General features: G+C 70.5%; 24 protein-coding genes and 1 pseudogene. 19 read left to right on the forward strand and 6 right to left on the reverse strand.

All coding sequences use genetic code 11. The annotated features are described in order from the left end of the window. The 9 genes and pseudogenes from FB391_RS19825 to lysS form a co-directional block, all read left to right on the forward strand. Positions 1 to 163, forward strand: a pseudogene (locus FB391_RS19825) (dihydropteroate synthase); the annotation flags it as partial. Beyond that, a complete protein-coding gene (folB, locus tag FB391_RS00010; RefSeq protein ID WP_141892269.1) occupies positions 136 to 522 on the forward strand; it encodes a dihydroneopterin aldolase in 387 nt (128 codons plus the stop codon). The pseudogene FB391_RS19825 and the gene folB, both read left to right, overlap by 28 nt. Next, entirely contained in the window at positions 519 to 1073 is a 555-nt protein-coding gene (gene folK / locus FB391_RS00015) for a 2-amino-4-hydroxy-6-hydroxymethyldihydropteridine diphosphokinase (protein ID WP_141892270.1), read from the forward strand. Before folB ends, folK begins: the two co-directional genes overlap by 4 nt. Continuing rightward, a complete protein-coding gene (locus tag FB391_RS00020; protein ID WP_141892271.1) occupies positions 1070 to 1570 on the forward strand; it encodes a DUF3180 domain-containing protein in 501 nt (166 codons plus the stop codon). The genes folK and FB391_RS00020 overlap by 4 nt, the downstream gene beginning before the upstream one ends. Next, positions 1509 to 2144, forward strand: a complete 636-nt coding sequence (locus FB391_RS00025; RefSeq protein WP_141892272.1) for a PH domain-containing protein — start codon at positions 1509 to 1511, stop codon at positions 2142 to 2144. Before FB391_RS00020 ends, FB391_RS00025 begins: the two co-directional genes overlap by 62 nt. Beyond that, entirely contained in the window at positions 2141 to 3898 is a 1758-nt protein-coding gene (locus tag FB391_RS00030) for a PH domain-containing protein (protein ID WP_246093299.1), read from the forward strand. Before FB391_RS00025 ends, FB391_RS00030 begins: the two co-directional genes overlap by 4 nt. Then, positions 3895 to 4608, forward strand: coding sequence for a Rossmann-like and DUF2520 domain-containing protein (locus tag FB391_RS00035; RefSeq protein WP_141892273.1), 714 nt, complete (start codon positions 3895 to 3897; stop codon positions 4606 to 4608). The genes FB391_RS00030 and FB391_RS00035 overlap by 4 nt, the downstream gene beginning before the upstream one ends. After that, a complete protein-coding gene (locus tag FB391_RS00040; protein ID WP_141892274.1) occupies positions 4605 to 5450 on the forward strand; it encodes a 4-phosphopantoate--beta-alanine ligase in 846 nt (281 codons plus the stop codon). Before FB391_RS00035 ends, FB391_RS00040 begins: the two co-directional genes overlap by 4 nt. Before the next feature lie 150 nt (positions 5451 to 5600). After that, entirely contained in the window at positions 5601 to 7115 is a 1515-nt protein-coding gene (lysS, locus tag FB391_RS00045) for a lysine--tRNA ligase (RefSeq protein ID WP_141892275.1), read from the forward strand. Positions 7116 to 7156: 41 nt separating this feature from the next. On the opposite strand, the gene FB391_RS00050 is transcribed toward lysS, so the two are convergent. Further along, positions 7157 to 8368: a DUF4192 family protein gene (locus tag FB391_RS00050; RefSeq protein WP_141892276.1), complete on the reverse strand. Its 1212-nt coding sequence runs from the start codon at positions 8366 to 8368 to the stop codon at positions 7157 to 7159. Between the two features lie 122 nt (positions 8369 to 8490). Here FB391_RS00050 and FB391_RS00055 point away from each other — a divergent pair, with 122 nt between their 5' ends. The 3 genes from FB391_RS00055 to FB391_RS00065 all read left to right on the forward strand — a co-directional run bounded on the left by FB391_RS00055 (position 8491) and on the right by FB391_RS00065 (position 11153). Further along, positions 8491 to 8715: a hypothetical protein gene (locus tag FB391_RS00055; protein WP_141892277.1), complete on the forward strand. Its 225-nt coding sequence runs from the start codon at positions 8491 to 8493 to the stop codon at positions 8713 to 8715. A 96-nt stretch (positions 8716 to 8811) separates the two neighbouring features. Next, positions 8812 to 10278 (forward strand): cardiolipin synthase, encoded by a 1467-nt coding sequence (gene cls, locus FB391_RS00060; protein ID WP_141892278.1) that lies wholly within the window; start codon positions 8812 to 8814, stop codon positions 10276 to 10278. 125 nt (positions 10279 to 10403) lie between these two features. Then, on the forward strand, positions 10404 to 11153 hold the full coding sequence (locus FB391_RS00065) for a hypothetical protein (RefSeq protein ID WP_141892279.1): 750 nt from the start codon (positions 10404 to 10406) through the stop codon (positions 11151 to 11153). Between the two features lie 45 nt (positions 11154 to 11198). On the opposite strand, the gene FB391_RS00070 is transcribed toward FB391_RS00065, so the two are convergent. The 3 genes from FB391_RS00070 to FB391_RS19540 are packed head-to-tail and all read right to left on the reverse strand — an operon-like array spanning position 11199 to position 12672. Further along, positions 11199 to 11429 (reverse strand): helix-turn-helix domain-containing protein, encoded by a 231-nt coding sequence (locus FB391_RS00070; RefSeq protein ID WP_141892280.1) that lies wholly within the window; start codon positions 11427 to 11429, stop codon positions 11199 to 11201. Continuing rightward, positions 11426 to 12049 (reverse strand): hypothetical protein, encoded by a 624-nt coding sequence (locus FB391_RS00075; protein ID WP_141892281.1) that lies wholly within the window; start codon positions 12047 to 12049, stop codon positions 11426 to 11428. Before FB391_RS00075 ends, FB391_RS00070 begins: the two co-directional genes overlap by 4 nt. Then, positions 12049 to 12672 carry a hypothetical protein gene (locus tag FB391_RS19540; RefSeq protein ID WP_185842860.1) on the reverse strand — a complete coding sequence of 208 codons (624 nt, stop codon included), beginning with the start codon at positions 12670 to 12672 and terminating at the stop codon, positions 12049 to 12051. The genes FB391_RS00075 and FB391_RS19540 overlap by 1 nt, the downstream gene beginning before the upstream one ends. A 211-nt stretch (positions 12673 to 12883) precedes the next feature. Here FB391_RS19540 and FB391_RS00085 point away from each other — a divergent pair, with 211 nt between their 5' ends. The 7 genes from FB391_RS00085 to FB391_RS00115 all read left to right on the forward strand — a co-directional run bounded on the left by FB391_RS00085 (position 12884) and on the right by FB391_RS00115 (position 20086). Then, positions 12884 to 15409, forward strand: a complete 2526-nt coding sequence (locus FB391_RS00085) for an ATP-dependent Clp protease ATP-binding subunit (protein ID WP_141892282.1) — start codon at positions 12884 to 12886, stop codon at positions 15407 to 15409. A gap of 105 nt (positions 15410 to 15514) precedes the next feature. After that, positions 15515 to 16018, forward strand: coding sequence for an amino-acid N-acetyltransferase (locus FB391_RS00090; RefSeq protein ID WP_141892283.1), 504 nt, complete (start codon positions 15515 to 15517; stop codon positions 16016 to 16018). A 78-nt stretch (positions 16019 to 16096) separates the two neighbouring features. Further along, entirely contained in the window at positions 16097 to 16801 is a 705-nt protein-coding gene (locus tag FB391_RS00095) for a hypothetical protein (RefSeq protein ID WP_185842861.1), read from the forward strand. Between the two features lie 187 nt (positions 16802 to 16988). Further along, on the forward strand, positions 16989 to 17726 hold the full coding sequence (locus tag FB391_RS00100) for a gamma-glutamyl-gamma-aminobutyrate hydrolase family protein (protein ID WP_141892284.1): 738 nt from the start codon (positions 16989 to 16991) through the stop codon (positions 17724 to 17726). Beyond that, positions 17723 to 18439 (forward strand): FadR/GntR family transcriptional regulator, encoded by a 717-nt coding sequence (locus tag FB391_RS00105; RefSeq protein WP_141892285.1) that lies wholly within the window; start codon positions 17723 to 17725, stop codon positions 18437 to 18439. The genes FB391_RS00100 and FB391_RS00105 overlap by 4 nt, the downstream gene beginning before the upstream one ends. Before the next feature lie 20 nt (positions 18440 to 18459). Next, on the forward strand, positions 18460 to 18870 hold the full coding sequence (locus FB391_RS00110; protein WP_141892286.1) for a dehydrogenase: 411 nt from the start codon (positions 18460 to 18462) through the stop codon (positions 18868 to 18870). Between the two features lie 193 nt (positions 18871 to 19063). Next, the gene (locus tag FB391_RS00115; RefSeq protein WP_141892287.1) at positions 19064 to 20086 is read left to right on the forward strand and encodes a glycoside hydrolase family 43 protein; all 1023 of its coding nucleotides are present in this window, start codon (positions 19064 to 19066) and stop codon (positions 20084 to 20086) included. A 6-nt stretch (positions 20087 to 20092) separates the two neighbouring features. Here the strand turns inward: FB391_RS00115 and radA are convergent, their stop codons facing one another. Both radA and FB391_RS00125 read right to left on the reverse strand, forming a co-directional pair. Continuing rightward, the gene (gene radA, locus FB391_RS00120) at positions 20093 to 21463 is read right to left on the reverse strand and encodes a DNA repair protein RadA (protein WP_141892288.1); all 1371 of its coding nucleotides are present in this window, start codon (positions 21461 to 21463) and stop codon (positions 20093 to 20095) included. Positions 21464 to 21549: 86 nt separating this feature from the next. Further along, positions 21550 to 22500 carry an L-lactate dehydrogenase gene (locus FB391_RS00125; RefSeq protein WP_141892289.1) on the reverse strand — a complete coding sequence of 317 codons (951 nt, stop codon included), beginning with the start codon at positions 22498 to 22500 and terminating at the stop codon, positions 21550 to 21552. Positions 22501 to 22510 lie beyond the last annotated feature (10 nt).

Consider the following 22510-nt stretch of genomic DNA (forward strand, 5'->3'; position numbering starts at 1 on the left):
GAGCCGTCGCGATCTCGCGACCGCTGTCACCAGCGTGCTGGCAGCGCAGGCGGGGGCGTGGGCGGTGCGCGTGCACGATGTCGCAGGTACGCGCGATGCTCTCACCATCGCGCGCAGCTGGGAGGAAGGAGCGGCATGGGACCCCTCGACCAGATCACGCTGACCGGCGTCCGGGCCTTCGGCCACCACGGCGTCTTCGCCGACGAACGACGTGAAGGCCAGGAGTTCGTGGTCGATGTGACCCTGTTCGTCGATACGACGCAGGCTGCGGCATCCGACGACGTCACCGACACCGTGCACTACGGCGAGGTCGCCGAACGCATCGTCGAGCTCGTCGGACGCGACCCGCTCAACCTCATCGAGGGCGTCGCCGCGCGCATCGCCGACGACCTGCTCGAGCATCCGCTGGCACACACGGTGCGCGTGACGATCCACAAGCCGCATGCGCCGATCACCGTGCCGTTCGGCGATGTGTCGGTGACCATCCAGCGGGACGCCGCGAACCGCGGAGCCGCCGCGTGAACCGTCGACTGGCGCAGGGCTTCGACCGCGAGGCCGAGCCGCACCCGCACGCTCCCGTCGAGGCCGTCGTGGCGCTGGGCGCCAACCTCGGCGACCGCGCCGAGACGATCACCGCGGCCATCACCGATCTCGCCCGGTTGCCGCTCGTCGACGCCGTGCGGGCCTCCGAGCCCGTCGAGTCGGTCGCGTTCAAGCCGGAGGGGAGGGATGCCGCCGCCCCCGCATACCTGAACTCCGTGGCCGTGCTCACCACGCGCCTGGCTCCTTCGGTCCTTCTCAGCTACCTGCACGCCATCGAGCGGCGCCACGGGCGTGTGCGCTCGACCGAGCGCTCGGCGCTCGAGGCGGGCTGGGAGGACCGCACGCTGGATCTCGACCTGATCGCCTACGGCGACCTGGTCAGCGACGACCCGCGCCTGCTGCTGCCGCATCCCCGTGCCGCCGAGCGTGACTTCGTGCTCGGTCCGTGGCTCGCCGTCGACCCCGACGCCGTGCTCCCGGGTGCGGGACGCGTCGATGACCTGATGCGCAGACTGCGAGGGGCCGAATGAAACGCACCGGCGCGGGCGTCCTCATCGTCGCGGCGGTCCTCGGGGTCGCCGCGGGTTTCCTCATCGACCAGCTGCTGACCTCGGCGGGGCGCTCGACGTTCACCCCGGCGGTGACGCTGCCGATCCTGCTGATGCTGCTCGGTGCCGTCGTGATCGCCCTGGCAGTGCCGATCCGGCGGGCGACGCACGGAACGTCGAACACGGTCGTGAACCCGTTCCGCGCACTGCGCATCGCGATGCTCGCGAAGGCGTCGAGCATCGTGGGCGCGGCGATCGGCGGACTGGGCGGCGGGCTGTGGATCTTCCTCGCGACCAGGCCGGTCACGCCGTCGATAGGCTCGTGGGGAACGGTCATCGCGACGACCGTGTGCGGCGCCGTCCTGGTCGCCGCCGGACTCGTCGCGGAGCACCTGTGCACCATCCGGAAGGACGACGATGACGAACAGCCCGGATCCGGGGACGACTCCGGACTCGAGCCGCGCCTCAAGGGCCACTGACGCGGGCGCGCCGGCGCGCGACGTCCTGCCGGCACCGCCCGCCGGCGCCGCCGACGGGGAGTCGTTCGATCGCGTCGTCGAGCCGAAGTCCGAGAACCGGCTCGTGCTCGAGGGCGGTGTCTGGCACCAGATCTCGCCCAAGTACGTGACGGTGCAGCTCATCTCGCACGGCTCGTTCCTCGCGATCGTGGTGGTGGCGACCCTCCTGATGGCGCTCCTGCTGCACCTGCAGTGGGTGTGGATCGTCGGCGGCGTGCTGGCCGTCATCCAGATCTGGACGCTCGCGATCCTCCCGCGCCAGGCGCGCGCGATCGGCTACCGGCTGCGCGAGGACGATCTCGTCTTCCGTCGCGGCATCCTGTGGCAGCGCTTCGTCGCCGTGCCGTACGGCCGGATGCAGCTGATCGACATCACCCACGGGCCGCTCGACCGCGGCTTCGGCATCGCGCAGCTGAAGTTCGTGACGGCCGCGGCCGCGACGGGCGTCGTGATCCCGGGGCTCACGCAATCGACGGCCGAGACGCTGCGCGACCACCTCATCGAGGTCGCCGAGAGCCGGCGCACGGGACTATGACCACGGTCCCTGAGCCTGTCGAGGGGCACGAAGCGGGTCCGCTCCCTGAGCCCGTCGACGGGCACGAAGCGGGCCCGCTCCCTGAGCCCGTCGACGGGCCCGCGGCGCCCCCGCCGCAGCTGGTCCGCTCGCCGCTCAGCGACGGCGAGTGGCACCGGCTCCACCCGCTGACGCCGCTCCTGCGCGGCGGGCTTTTCCTGCTCGTCGTGATCGGCATCATCTTCTCGAACCTGCGCGACCGCCTGCTGTACATCTTCCTCCCGTGGCTCGCGCCCGGCGTCGGCGACGAGGTCGTCGAGTGGGAGGAGATGGGCGGCGATCCGGTCGACTTCGTCATCGCGAACAACCTGTACGTGCTGGCGGCGCTGGCGGTGCTCGCGGTCCTGATCATCCTCGTCGCAGTGTTCTACACGTCGTGGCGGTTCCACACGTTCCGCATCACCGAGGACGACGTCGAGGTCCGCAGCGGCATCCTGTTCCGCACGCAGCGCCGCGCCCCGCTCGACCGCGTGCAGGGGGTCAACCTCACGCGGCCGATGATCGCCCGCCTGCTCGGCATGGCCAAGCTCGAGGTCGTCGGCGCCGGGATGTCGGCGAACGTCAAGCTCGAGTACCTGTCGACCGCGAACGCCGAGGCGGTGCGCGCCGACATCCTGCGACTCGCCTCGGGACGCCGGCTGGCGGATGCCGCCGCCCCCGGTGGCGCGCGGCGTCCGGCAAGCCGCACCGCGGCCATCGGACTCACGGTCAGCCGCGAGCTCGCGGGGATCATCGAGGGTCCTGAAGCGCCCGTGGCCGAGCCCGAGTCCGTCGTGCACATCCCGCTCGGCCGGCTGGTGGCGTCCCATGTCCTCAGCATGTCGACGGTCGGCCTCCTGTTCGCGATCGTGGCGATCGTGGTCGGTGTCACCCAGGGCATCACGTGGATGCTCTTCGGCTTCGTGCCTGCGATCATCGGTTTCGGCGCGTACTGGGTGCGTTCGATCTTCAAGTCGCTGCGGTACTCGATCGCGCCGACACCCGACGGCGTGCGCATCACGTACGGCCTCACCACGACGATCACCGAGATCCTTCCTCCCGGACGCGTGCACGCGGTCGAAGTGACACAGCCGATCCTGTGGCGACCCGCCGGATGGTGGACGATCCGGATCAACCGCCTTACCGGGCGCAGCGCGTCGGACGGCACCAGCGACGACTTCACGACCGTGCTCCCCGTCGGCACGGTGGCCGACGTCGAACGCGTGCTGCGGCTCGTCCAGCCGGCACTGACCGTGACCGAGCGCGCGCTCGTCGTGCAGCAGGGGATGTTCGGCCCGACGGCGGACGACGCGTTCACGAACACGCCGCGCCGGGCGTGGTGGATCCGGCCGCTGTCGTACCGACGCAACGGGTTCCTGCTGACCGAGGACGAACTGCTGATGCGGCGCGGTGTGGTGTGGCGCAAGATCGTGATCCTGCCGCTCGCGCGGCTGCAGAGCTTCGGGCTGTACCAGGGGCCGCTGGATCGCCTGACCGGCGTGACGAACGGCCGTGCCCACATCGTGCAGGGCCCCGTCACCCCGTTCCTGGCGGCGATCGACCGTGATGTCGCGCTGCGGCTGTTCGACGATGTGGCGCGTGCCGCGGTGCGGGCAGCGCTGTCGGACCGGACGCATCGCTGGGCTCAGGACGATGTGGATGCGGCGACCGCCGTTCCCGCGGCGGCCGAGGCGACTGCTGCCCGCCCCGTGGATCCCCCGGAGCCGGCACGATGACGCGGGACGGCAGGCTGGGCGTCGGGATCATCGGCGCCGGGCGAGTGGGGCCCGTCCTCGGCGCGGCTCTCGGCGGAGCGGGCCACGCCGTCGTGGGCATCACCGCCGGCTCGGACCCGGAGCGGGTCCAGGCGATCCTGCCGGGCGTTCCGGTGCTCGACGCGACCGAGGTGGCCCGCCGCAGCGAACTGGTGATCATCGCGGTGCCGCACGACCAGCTCGAGGGGCTCCTCGCCGGTCTCGCCGACGTCGGGGCGTGGCAGCCGGGGCAGCTCGTCCTGCACACCGATCCGGCATGGGGGACGGGTGTCCTCGCTCCCGCCGTCGCGAAGGGTGCGATCCCGCTCGCGGTGCACCCGGCCATCGAGTTCAGCGGGACCTCCATGGACTTCCGCGCCCTGTCGAGCGCGTATGCGGCCGTGACGGCGCCCGGTCCGGTGCTGCCGATCGCGCAGGCGCTCGCCGTCGAGCTGGGCTGCGAGCCCGTCGTCGTCGACGAGGCGGCGCGCCCGTCGTATGCGGAGGCGATCGCGACGGCCAGCGAGTTCTCGCGTTCGATCGTGCGGCAGTCGACGGCTCTGCTCGCCCAGGCCGGGGTGCCGCATCCCGGCGCGTACCTGTCGACGCTCGTGCACACGACGATCGACCACGCGCTGAGCGAGGCCGGCTCGGGGCCGGGTGTCGATCCCACCGCTACGATCCAAGGATGATCAGCACCGTCGACGGACTCCGGACGCGCCTGGCGGAGGTCCGCGCGGCCGCCCCGGGAGCCCGAGTGGCCCTCATCTCGACGATCGGGTCGCTGCATGACGGCCACATCGACCTGGTCCACCGCGCACGCGAGGTCGCCGACGTCGTCGTGGTGTCGCTGTTCGTCAACCCGCTGCGCTTCGGATCGCCCGCCGAGCACGCGGCCTACCCGCGCACCCCCGACGAGGACGAGAATCTGCTGGAGTCGCTCGGGGTCGACGTGGTGTTCGCGCCCGAGCCGGCCGAACTGCTGCCGGACGGCGCGGCCACCACGAAGGTCACCGCCGGCGACCTCGGGCTGCGCTACGAGGGCCGCACCCGCCCGTTCTACTTCGACGGCCTGCTGACGGTCGAGGCGAAGCTGCTGAACCTCGTGCGCCCGGATGTGGCGGTGTACGGCGAGCGGGACCGCCAGCGCGTGTTCCTCGTCCGGCGCATGATCCGCGACCTGTACCTCGATGTCGAGGTCGAGACGGTGCGGACCGTGCGCCGGGACGACGGACTGCCGGTCTCGACGCGGGTCGGCATGCTGGAGGACCGCGACCTCGCTGCGGCGGCCCTGCTGCCCGCGGCCCTCGACGCAGCCGCGGCCAACGCGGACCGCGGCATCGACGCGTGCATCGCGGCCGCGCAGTCGACGCTCATGGGGGAGCCCCGCATCCGCCTCGAGTACCTCAGTGTCGTCGATCCGCGGACGTTCCTGCCGGCCGATGAGGGATCGCAAGGCCCTGCGCTGGCGCTCATCGCCGCGACCGTCGCCGGCCACCGCTTCGTCGACAACGCCGACATCTACCTCGGCTGATCGTCGCCGAGCGGGACGGATCCCGGTCCGCCGCCGCTCGTGCGCACGCGAGAGCCGACCGTCCGCGGACACAGCGAGCGCCGAGACGGCCCTCGGTAGACTCGTCGGGTCCGCGTTCTGCGGAGAAGACCCCACCGAGGAGCCCATCTCGTGACCGACACGACCCCGCCCGCCGAGCCGACCGAAGAAGACGTCTTCGAGCAGAAGGCCGTGCGGCTGGCCAAGCGCGAGCGGTTGATCGCCGAGCGAGTGGATGCCGCGGGCGGGGCCTATCCGGTGAGCCTGCCGATCACCGACACGATCCCGGGGCTGCGCGAGCGCTTCGGCGACCTCGAGGCCGGTGCCGAGACCGGCGTGGTCGCCGCCGTGGCCGGTCGCGTCGTGTTCAGCCGGAACACCGGCAAGCTGTGCTTCGCCTCGCTGCAGGCGGGCGACGGCAGCCGCATCCAGGCGATGGTGTCGCTCGCCGCCGTCGGCGAGGAGTCGCTGCAGCTCTGGAAGGAGCTCGTCGACCTCGGCGACCACGTGTTCGTCTCGGGCGAGGTGATCTCCAGCCGCCGCGGCGAGCTGTCGATCATGGTGTCGGAGTGGCGCATCGCATCGAAGGCCGTGCTGCCGCTGCCGAACCTGCACTCCGAGCTCAGCGAAGAGAGCCGTGTGCGCAGCCGCTTCCTCGACCTGATCGTGCGCGAGCGCGCCCGCGACACGGTGGTGGCCCGGGCCAAGGTGAACTCGAGCCTGCGCGCGACGTTCGCGTCGCACGGCTTCCTCGAGGTCGAGACGCCGATGCTCCAGGTGCAGCACGGCGGCGCGTCCGCGCGCCCGTTCATCACCCACTCGAACGCGTTCGACGCGGACCTGTACCTGCGGATCGCGCCGGAGCTGTTCCTCAAGCGCGCCGTCGTGGGCGGCATCGACCGCGTGTACGAGATCAACCGCAACTTCCGCAACGAAGGCGCGGACTCGACGCACAGCCCCGAGTTCGCGATGCTCGAGGCGTATCAGGCGTACAGCGACTACAACGGCATCGCCGACCTGACGCAGGAGCTGATCCAGAACGCGGCCATCGCGGTGTCGGGATCGACGACGGTGACGTGGGCCGACGGCACCGAGTACGACCTGGGCGGACAGTGGGACCGGCTGTCGATGTACGGCTCGCTGTCCCGGGCCGCCGGTCGTGAGATCACTCCCGAGACGCCGTTCGACGAGCTCGTCGCGCTCGCCGAGGCCGAGGGCGTCGAGCTGCCCCCGCACGCCATTCACGGCAAGCTCGTCGAAGAGCTGTGGGAGCACTTCGTGAAGCCTGGTCTCGTGCGCCCGACCTTCGTGATGGACTTCCCCGTCGACACCAGCCCTCTGGTGCGCGAGCACCGGTCGATCGCGGGCGTCGTCGAGAAGTGGGACCTGTACGTGCGCGGCTTCGAACTGGCCACCGGCTATTCCGAGCTCGTCGACCCGGTGATCCAGCGTGAGCGTTTCGTCGAGCAGGCCAAACTCGCCGCCCGCGGCGACCTCGAGGCCATGCGCATCGACGAGGAGTTCCTGCGCGCGCTCGAGCACGGCATGCCCCCGACGGGCGGCATGGGCATGGGCATCGACCGTCTGCTGATGGCGGTCACCGGCCTCGGCATCCGCGAGACGATCCTCTTCCCGCTCGTCAAGTAGCCTGGCCGAACCGCCCGCGCGTCGAGGACCGGTCCGCGGGCTCACCGCCGGAAGACCCAGTCCGGCAGGTGAGCGGCGCTCACGAACGACAGCACGATCTGCGACAGACCGTGGTCCGGATCGATGTCGCACGCGGCGTTCGCGTACTCGACGGCGTGTGTCGACCGCCCGAGCGCCCAGGCCAGCCACGCGCACATCGCGAGCGCGCCGGGCTGCGCCTCGCGGGGGACGGATGCCGCCACCCGGCGCGTCACCTGCAGCGCACCGCTGAGCCGTGCGGGTGAGGGAGCATCGCCCTCACCCCACATGCGCATCGCGAGGTGCGGCGGATACTCGTCGCCCGCCTCCCAGCGCAGCTGCGCCGTGAGCGCCTCGTCCCCCTGCGACAGGTTGCCGCTCCACTGGACGAGGGCGATGTCTCGCAGCGAGGGCCGCGCGAGGCACCAGCCGAGCGCGGCGAGCTCGTACGCGTCGAGGGCCTCGGGCTCATGTCGCAGGGCGTCCTCGAACAGCGCGGGCAGATCGTCGAGCCGGGAGGCCGCCGCGAGGGCGCGCGGATCGATGCGCTCGACGCCGGAAGCCGGGTCCTCGTCCTCGCCGGTGACCGGCGCGGGCACCGGCCCGAGGTCCTCGCCGGGAGCCGACAGCGGCGCCGGGGCCGTGTCGGCGGCGGTGCCCGCGTCGGACCCGCCGAGCACCGCAAGCGCCCGTCGCAGGTCGTCGAGCGCTCGTGCGACCTGATCGCACTGCTCGGCCGGACAGTCCGGCAGCCCCGCTCCCGACGCCTGGTCGCCCTCCGGCGCGGGCACATCGCCGAACCGGGGATCGTCGCGCTCGAGGTCGTCCAGGGTGCGACCGCCCGGCGGGCTCGCGGGGTCGAGAGCGGAACCCCAGGCGTCCGCGGCGACGCACAGCAGATCGCTGACAGCGATCCCGCACGCGTCGGCGCTGGAAGCGAGGGCGTCCAGCAGCGCGCGGTGCGGCATCCCCTCACCCGCGAAGCGCTCGTCCGTGTACGCGATCCCCGCGATCGCATCGGCCTCGGGCAGCCGGCAGACCATGCCGATCACCGTGGACGCGATCCGTTCGACGGACTCCTCGTCGGAGGGCAGGTCGAACCGCATCGCGCCGAGGCTCCTCGTCGCGCGGAACGGGATGACCACAAGGCTGCGCACGGGCTGGAAGCCCATCATGCGCGGGATCAGGGACAGGAACTGAGCGGCGTCCGCCGCCTTCACGATCGTGGGGCTCATGGGCGAAAACTCTCGCGGTGGAGCCCGGCGGGGCGTAACCCCTGTGGATGGATCGCAGCGTCGGCGGTCACGTCCTGCGCCCTGGGGAGGAGCCGATACCCACACGGCGTATCCTTGAAGGCATGGACTTCTGGGCTGCGGCGTTGTGGACACTCCTGCCGACCGTCCTCGTCTCGCTGATCTTCTTCTTCGTGCTGCGCAGCATCGTGCGCGCCGACCGCACCGAGCGTCGGGTGTACGCGAAGGTCGACGCCGAGGAGCGCGCCAAGCGCGGCCTGCCGCCCCGGGCGGCGGCACTTGCGCTGAGCGAGGGACGACACGAAGCGTCCACCCCCTCCGACAGCTGATCCGGCGCGTCGCCGCCGCAGACCGGGCGTGTCGGCCGACCCCGATACAGTGGGGCACACCGTCAGCTCTGATCAGCGCTTGAGAGGCACCGCCCGATGATCACCATCACGATCGATGCGACGTGGTGGGTGGTGCTGGTCTTCGTACTCGACATCATCATCCGTGTCACGGCGATCATCGTGGTGCCGCGCAACCGCCGTCCGACGGCGGCGATGGCGTGGCTGCTGGCGATCTACTTCATCCCGATCATCGGGGTGTTCCTGTTCCTGCTCATCGGCAACCCGCGGCTGCCGCGCAAGCGCCGGCGCAAGCAGGAGCGCATCAACGACTACATCCACGACACGAGCGAATCGCTCGATTTCGGCACCCTGCGCCCGCACGCGCCGGCGTGGTTCAGGTCGCTCGTGACCCTCAACCGAAACCTCGGCGCGATGCCGCTCGCCGGTGACAACGCGGCGCACCTCATCCCGGACTACCAGGAGAGCCTCGATGCGATGGCCGACGCCATCCGCGCCGCCGAGCGCTTCGTGCACGTCGAGTTCTACATCCTGCAGACGGATGCGGCGACCGACAACTTCTTCCGCGCCCTCGAAGAGGTCGCCGCGCGCGGCGTGACGGTGCGCGTGCTGCTGGATCACTGGGCGAACCGCGGAAAGCCGTTCTACCGCAAGACGCTGCGGCGGCTGACCGACATGGGGGCGCAGTGGCATCTGATGCTTCCGGTGCAGCCGCTCAAGGGCAAGTACCAGCGGCCCGACCTGCGCAACCACCGCAAGCTCCTCGTCGTCGACGGCCGTGTCGCGTTCACGGGATCGCAGAACGTCACCGCCTCCACGTACAACCTTCGCAAGAACATCAAGCGCGGCCTGCACTGGGTCGACCTCATGGCCCGGATCGAAGGGCCGGTCGTGGCATCCGTCAACGCGGTGTTCCTCAGCGACTGGTACTCCGAGACCGACGAAGTGCTCACCGAGCAGATCGACCTGTTCGACGTGACCGCCGGTCCGGGCGACCTGGACTGCCAGATCGTGCCGTCGGGCCCGGGGTTCGAGTTCCAGAACAACCTCAAGCTGTTCGCGGGCCTGCTGTACGCGGCGCAGCGCCAGATCATCGTCGTCAGCCCGTACTTCGTGCCCGACGAGGCGATGCTCCTCGCGATCACGACGGCCTGTCAGCGCGGCATCCACGTCGAGCTCTTCGTGTCGGAGGAGGGCGATCAGGCCATCGTCTACCACGCGCAGCGCAGCTACTACGAGGCTCTGCTGCGCGCCGGAGTGAAGATCTGGATGTACAAGAAGCCGTTCATCCTGCACACCAAGAGCCTCACGATCGACGACGAGGTCGCCATCATCGGGTCGAGCAACATGGACATGCGCTCGTTCGGTCTCAACATGGAGATCTCGATGCTCGTGCGCGGCGAGGAGTTCGTCCAAGAGATGCGCACGGTCGAAGACATGTACCGCTCGCTGTCGCGGGAGCTCACGCTCGACGAGTGGGAGAAGCAGCCGCTGCGTTCCACCGTGCTCGACAACCTCGCGCGTCTCACGTCGGCGCTGCAGTGACGGTTGCGCTCGGCGGATCGTGACCGGCACGTTATCGAGAGGCTGAGATTCCGGGCGCGTTTGCGACACCATAGGGGAAGACGGATGCCTCGGGGGTGGGCGTCCGCTGAACCGAGGAGGCTCGCATGGCTGTCCGTTCCCGTTCACTCGTCGCAGGTGTGGGTCTGATGCTGCTCGCCGCCGGTGTGCTCGCCGCGTGCGCGACCCCGGCGGGATCCGGCACGGCGTCCACGCCGAGCTCGACGCCCTCGGCATCCGCATCCGGCGGATCGGGCGGCGAGCTCGAGGTCGACGCCGCGTGGGTCGACGGCGGTCGCATGATCGCGCTCGTGACCGAGGGGTCGTCCTCGACCGACTGCATCCCGGTGGCGGGCGAGACCTCCTACGAGAACGGCGTGCTCGAGGTCGAACTGGTCGCGCCGCCGGCCGCCACCGTCTGCACCGCCGACTACGTCTCTCGGGCGACCCTCGTGGGCGTGCCCGAAGGCGTGGACCCGACGCAGGACCTCGAGATCCGGCTCACCGGCGCGTACACCGGCGACACCGACCTCGACGGCGTCGCAGGCCTCGCGGCCGGTGGAGAGACCGACTACCAGCCGAGCGCGGGCTGGGCCGACGACGGCCAGTTCGTGATCGTCACGTGGGGGTCATCGACCTGCGTTCCGGTGATCTCGGACGTCGCCGCGACGAGCTCGACCGAGGTCACCGTCACGTTCGCGACACCCCCGGCCGGCCAGGCCTGCACGATGGACATGGTGCCGCGCGCCCTGGTGGCACAGGTCACCGACGAGCTCGACGACGACACCGACGTCTTCGCGATCCTGACGGGCGACCAGTACGACAACGTGCGCATCCCGATCATCGGCCACGACTGACGACCTGATTCCGGGATGCCGCGGCCGGCGGCATCCCGGAATCCCTCAGTCGGCGCGCACCAGCAGCTCGCCGATCTCGCAGTCGAGGGCGCGGCAGATCGCCGAGAGCGTCGAGTACCGGATCGCGCGGGCGCGGTCGTTCTTGAGGATCGACAGGTTCACGACCGACACTCCCACGAGCTCCGACAGCCGGGTGAGCGTCATGCCGCGCGCGTCGAGCAGCTCGTCGAGACGGCAGTGGACTCCCGAGGGTCCTTCGTCCTCGGCGGGGCTCATACCAGCCCCTCGGTGTCGCGCTGCAGCCGCACGCCGCGGCGGAAGGCGCGGCCCACGATGCCGACCGAGACGCCGGCGGCCCACGCGGGTGCGAACGCCCAGAACTGCGCACCGAGGTCGGCGCCGACGTCCTCCGCGCCGATGGCGGCGAGGACGCCGTTGCGGCCGAGGGTGTCGAAGAACAGCACGGCGCCCGCGCCCAGCACGATCGACCAGCCGATGACGTCGAACGCCCGCGCCGTGGCCGGCACGAAGATCCGCCCCCGCAGCAGGCTGAACGCCACGAACACCACCGCCGCGATCACCAGGAGCGCGGCGATCGCCCCGACGACGATCGACAGCACGATCGCGGTGACCGAGACCGCGTTCACCCCCGGTGCGATCACGAGCGCCTGCGTGATGAATCCCTCCACCCCGGCGGTCTCGGAGCCCAGCGAGGCGTCGACGGGCACCTGGTCGACATCGAACGTCCACGCGATCCCGCCGGGCCGGAACACGTCCACGGCCCGCAGCACGGCGGCGACGATCACCACCACGGCGGCGAGGGCCCCGATGACGATGACCGTCACCGCATCCGCGGTCTCGGATCGAGTGGATGCCGCATCCTGACGCTCCGCCATCACACCAGGCCTTCCGTCTCACGCTGCAGCCGCGTGCCGATCTCGAACGCCATCGCGACCAGTGCGAGGGCGAAGCCCCATCCCACGGGGGCGAGGTCGAGCTGCAGCAGGAACGTCCAGAACACGTCGGTGACGGCCTCGTCGGTTGCGGCCAGCTGCTCCACGAGCATCGCCCTGCCCCAGGCGCCCGCGAGCTGTCCGAGCCCGCCCGCGATCACGAGGCATGCCGCGATGCCGATCGCGGCCGGCATCGACGCCCGGAACGGCTTCGCCCGGATCAGCGAGACGCCCAGCCACCACGCGATCGCGCAGACGCCGATCGTCGCGAGGGCGGGGAGCGCCCCCTCGAGCAGCAGCAGCCAGCCGACACCGGTCGGCACCGTCGTGAACGTCACGTCGGCGGACGTGTAGACCGCCGCCGTCACGTCCGCGACGCCGTCGAGTCCTTCGACGTCGCCGCCGGTCACCGGCATGGCGATGGTGGGGGTCTCGCCGAACAGGACGATCGCCCGCTGCACGATCGCCACGAGAGCCGCGACGCCGACGCTGACCGCGCCGGTGGCGATCAGCCCGAGCGCGATCCCTTCCCCGAGCGACACGTGAGTGCGCGGTGTGGACTGCATGACCATCCTCGTCTCCATATCGATAAACGTTGTTATCGAAAAACGTTAAACCCAGTGGATGCCGCAGCGCAACCCTTCGACCGCGTCAGGGACGGCGACGTCCGTCGCTATGCCCACGGCGAACACGGCCGTGGGCTCCCGAGTGCCTCGTTACCCTCGATGTAAGGCGCAGTGGGCTCACCGCCCGAGACGCCCCGGAGGAGTGAACGAGATGTTCGAGAGATTCACCGACCGTGCCCGTCGTGTGGTCGTCCTCGCCCAGGAAGAGGCGAAGATGCTCAACCACAACTACATCGGCACCGAGCACATCCTGCTCGGTCTCATCCACGAGGGCGAGGGCGTCGCCGCCAAGGCGCTCGAGAGCCTGGGCATCTCGCTCGACGCCGTGCGCGAGCAGGTGCAGGACATCATCGGCCAGGGCCAGCAGCAGCCGACCGGCCACATCCCCTTCACACCGCGCGCCAAGAAGGTCCTCGAGCTGAGCCTGCGCGAGGCGCTGCAGCTCGGCCACAACTACATCGGCACCGAGCACATCCTGCTCGGCCTCATCCGTGAGGGCGAGGGCGTCGCCGCCCAGGTGCTCGTGAAGCTGGGCGCCGACCTCAACAAGGTGCGCCAGCAGGTCATCCAGCTGCTGTCGGGCTACCAGGGCAAGGAGCCCGCGGGTGTCGCCAGCGGCGCCGGCGAGCAGACCCAGGGCAGCACGCAGGGCGGGTCGCAGGTGCTCGACCAGTTCGGCCGCAACCTCACGCAGGCCGCGCGCGACAACAAGCTCGACCCGGTGATCGGGCGCGAGAAGGAGATCGAGCGCGTCATGCAGATCCTGTCGCGCCGCTCCAAGAACAACCCCGTCCTCATCGGCGAGCCCGGTGTCGGCAAGACGGCCGTCGTCGAGGGCCTCGCCCAGGCGATCGTCAAGGGCGACGTGCCCGAGACGCTGAAGGACAAGCAGCTCTACTCGCTCGACCTCGGCTCGCTCATCGCCGGTTCCCGCTACCGCGGTGACTTCGAGGAGCGCCTGAAGAAGGTCACGAAAGAGATCCGCACGCGCGGCGACATCATCGTCTTCATCGACGAGATCCACACCCTCGTGGGTGCCGGCGCCGCAGAGGGCGCGATCGACGCCGCGTCGATCCTCAAGCCGCTGCTCGCCCGCGGCGAGCTCCAGACCATCGGCGCCACCACGCTCGACGAGTACCGCAAGCACTTCGAGAAGGATGCCGCGCTCGAGCGCCGCTTCCAGCCGATCCAGGTCGCCGAGCCGAGCCTGCCCCACGCGATCAACATCCTGAAGGGTCTGCGCGACCGCTACGAGGCGCACCACAAGGTGCAGATCACCGACGGCGCGATCGTCGCCGCGGCGAACCTCGCCGACCGGTACATCTCGGACCGCTTCCTGCCCGACAAGGCGATCGACCTGATCGACGAGGCCGGCGCCCGCCTGCGCCTGTCGATCCTGTCGAGCCCGCCCGAGCTGCGTGAGTTCGACGACAAGATCGCCAAGGTGCGCGAAGACAAGGAGCGCGCCTCCGAGGACCAGGACTTCGAGAAGGCGGCCAGCCTGCGCGACGAGGAGAAGTCGCTCCTCGCCGAGCGCCTGCGCCTGGAGAAGCAGTGGCGCTCGGGCGACGTCGCGTCGCACGCGGTCGTCGACGAGGGCCTGATCGCCGAGGTGCTCGCCCAGGCGACCGGCATCCCGGTGTTCAAGCTCACCGAAGAGGAGTCGAGCCGGCTCGTCTTCATGGAGAAGGCGCTGCACCAGCGCGTGATCGGCCAGGAGGAGGCGATCGCCGCCCTTTCGAAGACGATCCGCCGCCAGCGTGCCGGCCTCAAGGACCCGAAGCGCCCGTCGGGCTCGTTCATCTTCGCCGGCCCCACCGGCGTCGGAAAGACCGAGCTGGCCAAGGCGCTCGCCGAGTTCCTCTTCGACGACGAGGCCGCGCTGATCTCGCTCGACATGTCGGAGTTCGGTGAGAAGCACACCGTCTCACGCCTGTTCGGTGCCCCTCCCGGGTTCGTCGGGTTCGAAGAGGGCGGCCAGCTCACCGAGAAGGTGCGCCGCAAGCCGTTCTCGGTCGTGCTCTTCGACGAGATCGAGAAGGCCCACCCCGACATCTTCAACTCGCTGCTGCAGATCCTCGAAGAGGGTCGCCTGACCGACGGTCAGGGCCGCGTCATCGACTTCAAGAACACGGTGATCATCATGACGACGAACCTCGGTTCGTCGGCGATCGCCGGTGGCCCCGTGGGCTTCCAGGTCGAGGGCAACAGCGGCACGACCTACGAGCGGATGAAGGGCAAGGTCAACGAAGAGCTCAAGCGCAACTTCAAGCCCGAGTTCCTCAACCGTGTCGACGACATCATCGTCTTCCCGCAGCTGGACAAGGACGAACTGCGCCAGATCGTCGGCCTGTTCACCAAGCGCCTCGGCGAGCGTCTGCTCGACCGCGACATGACGGTGGAGCTGACGGATGCCGCCAAGGACAAGCTCATCGAGATCGGCTTCGACCCGGCGCTCGGCGCCCGGCCGCTGCGCCGCGCCATGCAGCGCGAGGTCGAGGACCGCCTGTCGGAGAAGATCCTGCACGGCGAGCTGAACCCCGGCGACCACGTCAAGGTCGACGCCGAGAACGGCGAGTTCGTGTTCGAGCACGGCCCGCGCGGAGAGAAGGTCGCGGTGGGCGTCGTCCACAACGGCGAGATCTCGGCGACGCCGGACCTCGCGGCGAACGCCTGACGCGCGACGCACAGACGGACGAAGAGCGGATGCCGACGGCATCCGCTCTTCGTCCGTCCGCCGGTCGCTGAGCGACCACCGGAGTGCGGGCTCTACGCTGGACGGGTGGCAGAGTTCACGATCCGGCCGGCGCGCACGCCCGATGTCCGTCGCATCCAGGCGCTTCTCGAGCCGTTCGTGCAGCGGCGCATCCTCCTCGGCAAGGACCTCGTCGTGCTGTACGAGGCGACGCAGCAGTTCCTCGTCGCCGAGGACGCCGACGGCGAGCTCATCGGCTGCGGCGCGCTGCACGTCATGTGGGAGGACCTCGGCGAGGTGCGCACCCTCATCGTCGCCGACGGCTGGCTGCATCACGGGGTCGGCCGGGCGATCGTGGAGCGCCTGGAGCAGAACGCCCGCACGCTCGGGCTTTCGCGGCTGTTCTGCCTCACCTTCGAAGTCGACTTCTTCACGCGCCGCGGCTTCGAGCCCATCGGCGAGCAGATCGTCGACCCCGACGTGTATTCGCAGCTCATCCGCTCCCCTGACGAGGGTGTCGCCGAGTTCCTCGACCTGGCCCACGTGAAGCCGAACACGCTCGGCAACACCCGCATGCTCAAGCGGCTCTGACGTGCCGGCAACCTGGGGGTTTGCCCGCCGGGCGCGTGCCGGATCGGGATGCCGCCGACCGCGGTCTAGCCTGTCAGCATGACCGGCACCACCGCGCGACGTCGCCACTCCCCGGCGGTCTACCGTCGCCGGCGCGTCGTGCTGCTCATCGCGCTGCTCGTGATCGCGGGCGTCGTGTGGCTCCTGATCGCGCAGCCGTGGGCGGGGGCCGCAGGCGAACCGACCGCGAAGGACGACACGTCCACGTCGAAGCAGAACCAGACGGACTCGCTGCCGGTTCCCTCGTCGGGCGCCACGGATGCCGCCGGCGACGCGGGGGCCACCCCCGGAGCGACGGACGGTGCCGCATCGCCGACGCCCGGCGCCACGCCGACCGCGCTGCCGTGCGTGGCCGGAGACATCGCGGTCGAGGCCGTCACGTCGGCAGACACGTACTCGGGCGACCAGGCCCCGCAGTTCACCATCACCCTCACCAACAACGGCCCCGACTGCACGCTCAACGTCGGCACGAGCGGCCAGTCCTTCACGGTCACGAGCGGTGACGACGTGTGGTGGCGCTCCACGGACTGCCAGAGCGAACCCAGCGACATGATCGTGACGATCGCGGCAGGGCAGACCGTGTCGAGCGCCTCGCCGCTGGCGTGGGACCGCACGCGCTCCGCCGTCGGCACGTGCGCCGACGCCACCCGCCCCCGCGCCCCCGGCGGCGGGGCCTCGTACAACCTGTCGGTCGAGATCGGCGGCATCCCGTCGACCCAGCCGAAGCAGTTCCTGCTCTACTGAGCCTGCGTCCGCGCTGCCCGCTCCGAGAAACCGCGGAGCGGGGCGTCCCCCCGGACCGCCCCGCTCCCCGCACCGGGTGTTGGCCGAACAACCGGTCGTGCGTGCTTTCGACGATTGTCATCCCTATTGGTACGCTGTGTCTACCTTTGAGGCAGAACTTTTGTGGGGACGGTGGGATTTGGGTTCCATGAGAAAGCCGGTGATCGGCCTGACGACCTACCTTGAGGTGGTGACGCAGGACGTCTGGCACGAACGGGCGGCGTTCCTGCCCGAGCCGTACATGACCTCGGTGACGGCGGCGGGCGGCATCCCCGTGCTGCTGCCACCGCAGCCGGCCGCAGACGACGTGGTCGACGCCGTGCTCGATCGCCTCGACGGGCTGCTGCTCACCGGCGGGCTCGACGTGGACCCCGAGCTGTACGGCGCCGACCGGCACCCGCTCACCGACCCGGCACGACCCGACCGCGACGAGTGGGAACTGACGCTCTTCCGTGCCGCTGAACGCCGCCGGATGCCCGTCCTCGCCATCTGCCGCGGACTGCAGCTCGTCAACGTCGCGCGCGGCGGCACACTTCACCAGCACCTGCCCGACGAGCTCGGCACCGAGCGGTACTGCATCGGCGGCGGCGAATACGCCATCAACGAGGTCGTCGTCGACGAACGATCGCGGCTCGCGGAGCTCATCGGCGCGGGAGAACTCGACGTGCACAGCTACCACCACCAGGGCATCGACCGGCTGGGGGCGGGGCTCGTCGCCTCCGCCCGCAGCGAAGAGGGGCTGGTCCAGGCGTTCGAGTCCGACAGCGACGACTACGTCGTGGGCGTGCAGTGGCACCCCGAAGAGAACGGCGACGATCGCCGGCTGTTCGAGGGGCTCGTGGCCGCGGCATCCGCCTTCTCTCTGGAATCCGCCCTGCGGTCATGACCGACGCGCCCCTGGCCGAGGTGCGGCGCGCCGTCTATCGGCCGGTGCGGGAAGGCAACGCCCTCGAAGACACCACCGCACGGCTCGTGCAGACCGTGCGCCTCGGTGTGGTCCCACCGGGCGAGTCGCTCCCTTCGGAGCGCGACCTCGCCGCGATGTACGCGGTGAGCCGCGACACGGTCCGCGAGGCGATCCGCGAGCTGGCGGACGCCGGGTACCTGGTGCGGCGCCGCGGCCGTTACGGCGGCACGTTCGTCGCCGACCCGCTTCCGCAGCCGGAGAACCCGCGCCAGGTCACGGCCGAAGAACTGGAGGACGTGCTCGGCATGCGCCGTGTGCTCGAAGCCGGTGCCGCCCGTGCCGCTGCCGCCCGCACGCTGGACGCCGCCGCCCGCGACGAGCTCTGGGCGCGGTACGAAGCCGTCGCGGCGGCCACCGAGTCCGACTACCGCCGACTCGACACGCAGCTGCACCTGGCCATCGCCGAGGCCGCCGGCATCCCGTCGCTCGTCGCGCTCGCCGCAGAGAACCGGGCCCGCGTCAACGAGTGGCTCAACACCTTCCCGCTGCTGCGCCGCAACATCGAGCACTCGAACGCGCAGCACGAACGCATCGTCACCGCGATCCTCGCGGGGCGGCCCGACGCCGCCGTGGCCGTGATCCTCGAGCACCTCGCGGGATCGGAGGCGCTGCTGCGCGGGTTCCTCTCGTGACCCGTCGTTAGGCTGGTGTGGTGGCAGGCAAGAAGCGCGTGAAGAAGGCGAAGGAACCGCTCGAGTTCCGCAACACGCAGCTGGTCGACGCGCTGCAGACGCAGGACATGGCGGCGGTCGCCTTCGCGCTGCGCCACGGTCCGACCGTCGTGCCGCTCATGAAGCCCGGGCAGCGCGACAACCCGCTCGACGTCGGCGAGGTCTGGACCTACCGCGACCCGAACACCGGCGATCTCGCACTGCTGCTCTTCAGCGACGCCGCGCACAAGCCCGCGGCGCTGCCGCCCGCCGTCGCCCTGCAATCGCCGGGATGGCTGCGTGCCTTCCTCGAGACGCACAAGGACAGCATCACGACGGTGTTCTTCGACATCGCGGGGCCGCACCCCCTGCAGGCGGCGCCCGTCGACATCATCGCGGCGCTCGACGCCTGATCGCGGCATCCACGACACTCCGGCCGGGGTGCGTCGCGCCGGCCCGGCGATTCGGCATGCTCACGGGGTGGAATACCTCCTGGTGGGCATGGTGTGCGCAGCCGGACTCGTGATCCCGATCGCGCTCGGCTTCATCGACCCGGAGCGGCGCCGCCGCCCGCGCGGCCGCTGACCCATCCGTCCTGGAGGACCCGTGACCCCCGCCCCCACGCAGACGCTCGACCAGATCCCGGTGCACGACCCGTTCGTCGTCGCCGACGCGAGCACCGGCCGGTATCACCTGTTCACCGCGTTCGACGGCCGGCGGGGCCCGATCCCAGGGACGGGTGTCGTCTCGTACACCAGCGGGAATCTGCGGGACTGGTCGGGGCCGAACGTGGTGTTCCGGGTTCCCTCCGACAGCTGGGCGGATCCGGATGCCGCGCCCTGGGCTCCGGAAGTGCACGAGTACCGCGGGCGCTACTACCTCTTCACGACGCTGCACCAGCCGGCGACCGAGCTGCCGTGGCCACAGCGCGGGTCGACGGTGTTCGAGGTGCGGGCAGCCGACGGTGCTCCCGGGCGCCGGCCCACGGCCCGCGGGACGGTGATCGCCGTCGCCGACGCGCTGGACGGCCCGTTCGAACTGGTGCGCCCCGACCGGGCCATCCCGCCTCCCGAGTTCATGACCCTCGACGGCACCCTGTTCGTCGACGAGCAGGGCACGCCGTTCATGGTCTACGCGCATGAGTGGGTGCAGACCATCGACGGCACGTTCGAGGCGATTCAGCTCTCGCCTGATCTCGACACGGCCGTCGGAGACCCGATGCATCTCTTCCGCGCGTCGGAGGGGTCATGGCTGCGGGAGTGGACGCCGTCGGCGGGCGCGCTCGCCCCGTACATCTCGGACGGGTGTCAGCTGCGGAGGCTGTCGAGCGGTGCGCTGACGATGCTGTGGGCCTCGTATCGGCGGCATCCCGACGGCCATGACGAGTACATCGAGACCTCGGCGACGTCGCCGAGCGGTTCGCTGTTCGGTCCCTGGGTGCAGAACGGGATCCTGGTCGAGGGCAACGCTGGCCACGGCATGGTGTTCGACGGATTCGACGGCACGAGCTACCTGATCCTCCACCGCGGCATGAACACGCCGGTCGTGCGTGCAGAGATCTTCGAGGTCGCCGACGACGGCGACCAGCTGCGGATCGTGGCCGATCGACGAGACCTGTACCGCCCGTAGCCCTGCTCAGAACTCGGGGATGTCGTCGCCGGGGCGGCCTTTCGTTCGCGCGCGGACATCGTTGAGCGCGCCCAGGAGGCGACCGGAGCGGTTGTCGATGAGGTCGCGGTAGCCGAGACGGGCAGCCTCGGTGCGGCGCTGCGCAGACTGGGTCACCGGGCGGATCTCGCCCGCCAGGCTCAGCTCGCCGACCGCGGCGATATGACGCGGGATCGTGAGGTTGTTGACCGCGCCGGCCACCGCGAGGGCGATGGCGAGGTCGGCCGCGGGCTCGGTGAACCGCACGCCGCCCACCGTCGAGACGTACACGTCCTTGTCGGACGTCTTCACGTCGACGCGCTTCTCGAGCACCGCCAGCACGGTGGCCACGCGAGCCGCGTCGACGCCGTTGACGATGCGCCGCGGGTTGGGCGACTTGCTGTCGATGACGAGCGCCTGCACTTCGACGGGCAGGGCGCGCCGGCCTTCGAGGGCGATCGAGACGCACGTGCCGGGCTCGGTCGCGCCGTGCCCGAGGAACAGCGCGCTCGGGTCGGGGACCTCGGCGATGCCGGCGCCGGTCATGTCGAAGCAGCCGACCTCGTCGGTGGGGCCGAAGCGGTTCTTGAGGGCACGCACGAAGCGCAGCGACGTCTGGCGGTCGCCCTCGAACTGGCAGACCACGTCGACGAGGTGCTCCAGGATGCGGGGGCCTGCGATCGACCCGTCCTTCGTGACATGGCCCACGATGATCGTCGGGATCGCGCGCTCTTTGGCGACCCGGATCAGCGTCGCGGCGACCTCGCGCACCTGCGACGGATGCCCGGCCATCCCCTCGGACAGCGCCGATGACACCGTCTGCACGGAGTCGACGATCAGCAGCTCGGGGGCGACCTCGTCCACATGCCCGAGGATCGTCGCGAGGTCGGTCTCGCTCGCGAGGTACAGCTCGTCGTGGAGCGCGCCGGTGCGCTCGGCGCGCAGGCGGACCTGCGCCGTGGACTCTTCGGCGCTCGCGTAGAGCACGCGTCGCCCCGCGCGCGCCGACTGCGCCGCGACCTCCAGCAGCAGGGTCGACTTGCCGACGCCCGGCTCGCCCGACAGCAGCATGGCCGCGCCGGGAACGATGCCGCCGCCGAGCACCCGGTCGAACTCGCCCACCCCGCTCGTGCGGCGAGGAACGTCGGACGTGTCGATGTGGGTGATGGGCCGAGCCGTCCGCGCGGCGCCGGGAGCCACCGGCGTCACCGACCGCAGGATGCCGGTCTGCTCGGCGGCTTCGACCACGGTGCCCCACTGCTGGCACTCGCCGCACCGGCCGACCCACTTGTGCGTCGTCCACCCGCACTCCGTGCACCGGTAGGGCGCGGTCTGCGTGGGACGTCGGGGTGCGGCCATGGGTTCAGCGTACGTCCGGCTTCCGACACGGCAGGGGCGCGACGCCGGTGGTGGAGGATGCCGGACCGCCGGCAACCTCCACGAGGTCATCGCAGCGAGTCGGCGACCTCGCGCAGCGCGTCGGCCGACCGGTGGAACAGCTCGAGCTCGCGCGCGTCGAACTGCGTCTCTCGGATCGGCACGGCTCCTGCGGCGCTCACCACCGACGGAACGGACAGTGCGACGCCGTCGACCCCGTGGAAGTCGTGCAGCACGGGAGAGACCGGCATGACCGCGCGCTCGTCATTGAGGATCGCCTCGATGATCCGCGCGCTCGACAGGCCGATGGCGTAGTTGGTCGCGCCCTTGCCCTGGATCACCTTGTAGGCGGCGTCACGCACGTCGATGGCGATCTGGTCGAGCTCGTCCGTGGTCATGCGGTCGCCGCGGGGCGTCACCCACTCGAGGATCGGCACCGTGCCGATCGTCGCCTTCGACCACAGCGGGAACTCGGTGTCGCCGTGCTCGCCGACGATGTACGCGTGCACGCTCGAGGTCGAGACCCCGGCACGCTCAGCGAGCTTCCAGCGCAGGCGCGACGTGTCGAGCACGGTGCCCGAGGCGAAGATGCGCTCGGGCGGCAGGCCGGTCTGCTCCTGAGCGAGCACCGTGAGCACGTCGCACGGGTTGGTGACGATGACGTAGATGGCGTTCGGGGCGGCTTCTAGCAGCTGCGGCATCATCGAATTCATGATGCGGGCGTTGACGCCGGCGAGCTCGATGCGGGTCTGGCCCGGGTCCTGCTTCGCGCCCGCGGTGATCACGACGACGTGAGAGCCCTCGACCACCGACAGGTCGCTGCCGCCGATGATGTCGCTCGACCCGGTGAACTGTGTGCCGTGGGCGAGGTCGAGCACCTCGGCCTCGACCTTCTGCGACGCGATGTCGTAGAGCGCGACGTGCCGGGCCGATCCGCGGATCAGCGCCGCGTATGCGGTGCTCGCTCCGACGCTTCCGGCTCCGACGACGGTGACCTTCGAGTTCTCGATGACAGCCATGCGGCCAGTC

Source organism: Microbacterium kyungheense (assembly GCF_006783905.1).
GTDB lineage: Bacteria > Actinomycetota > Actinomycetes > Actinomycetales > Microbacteriaceae > Microbacterium > Microbacterium kyungheense.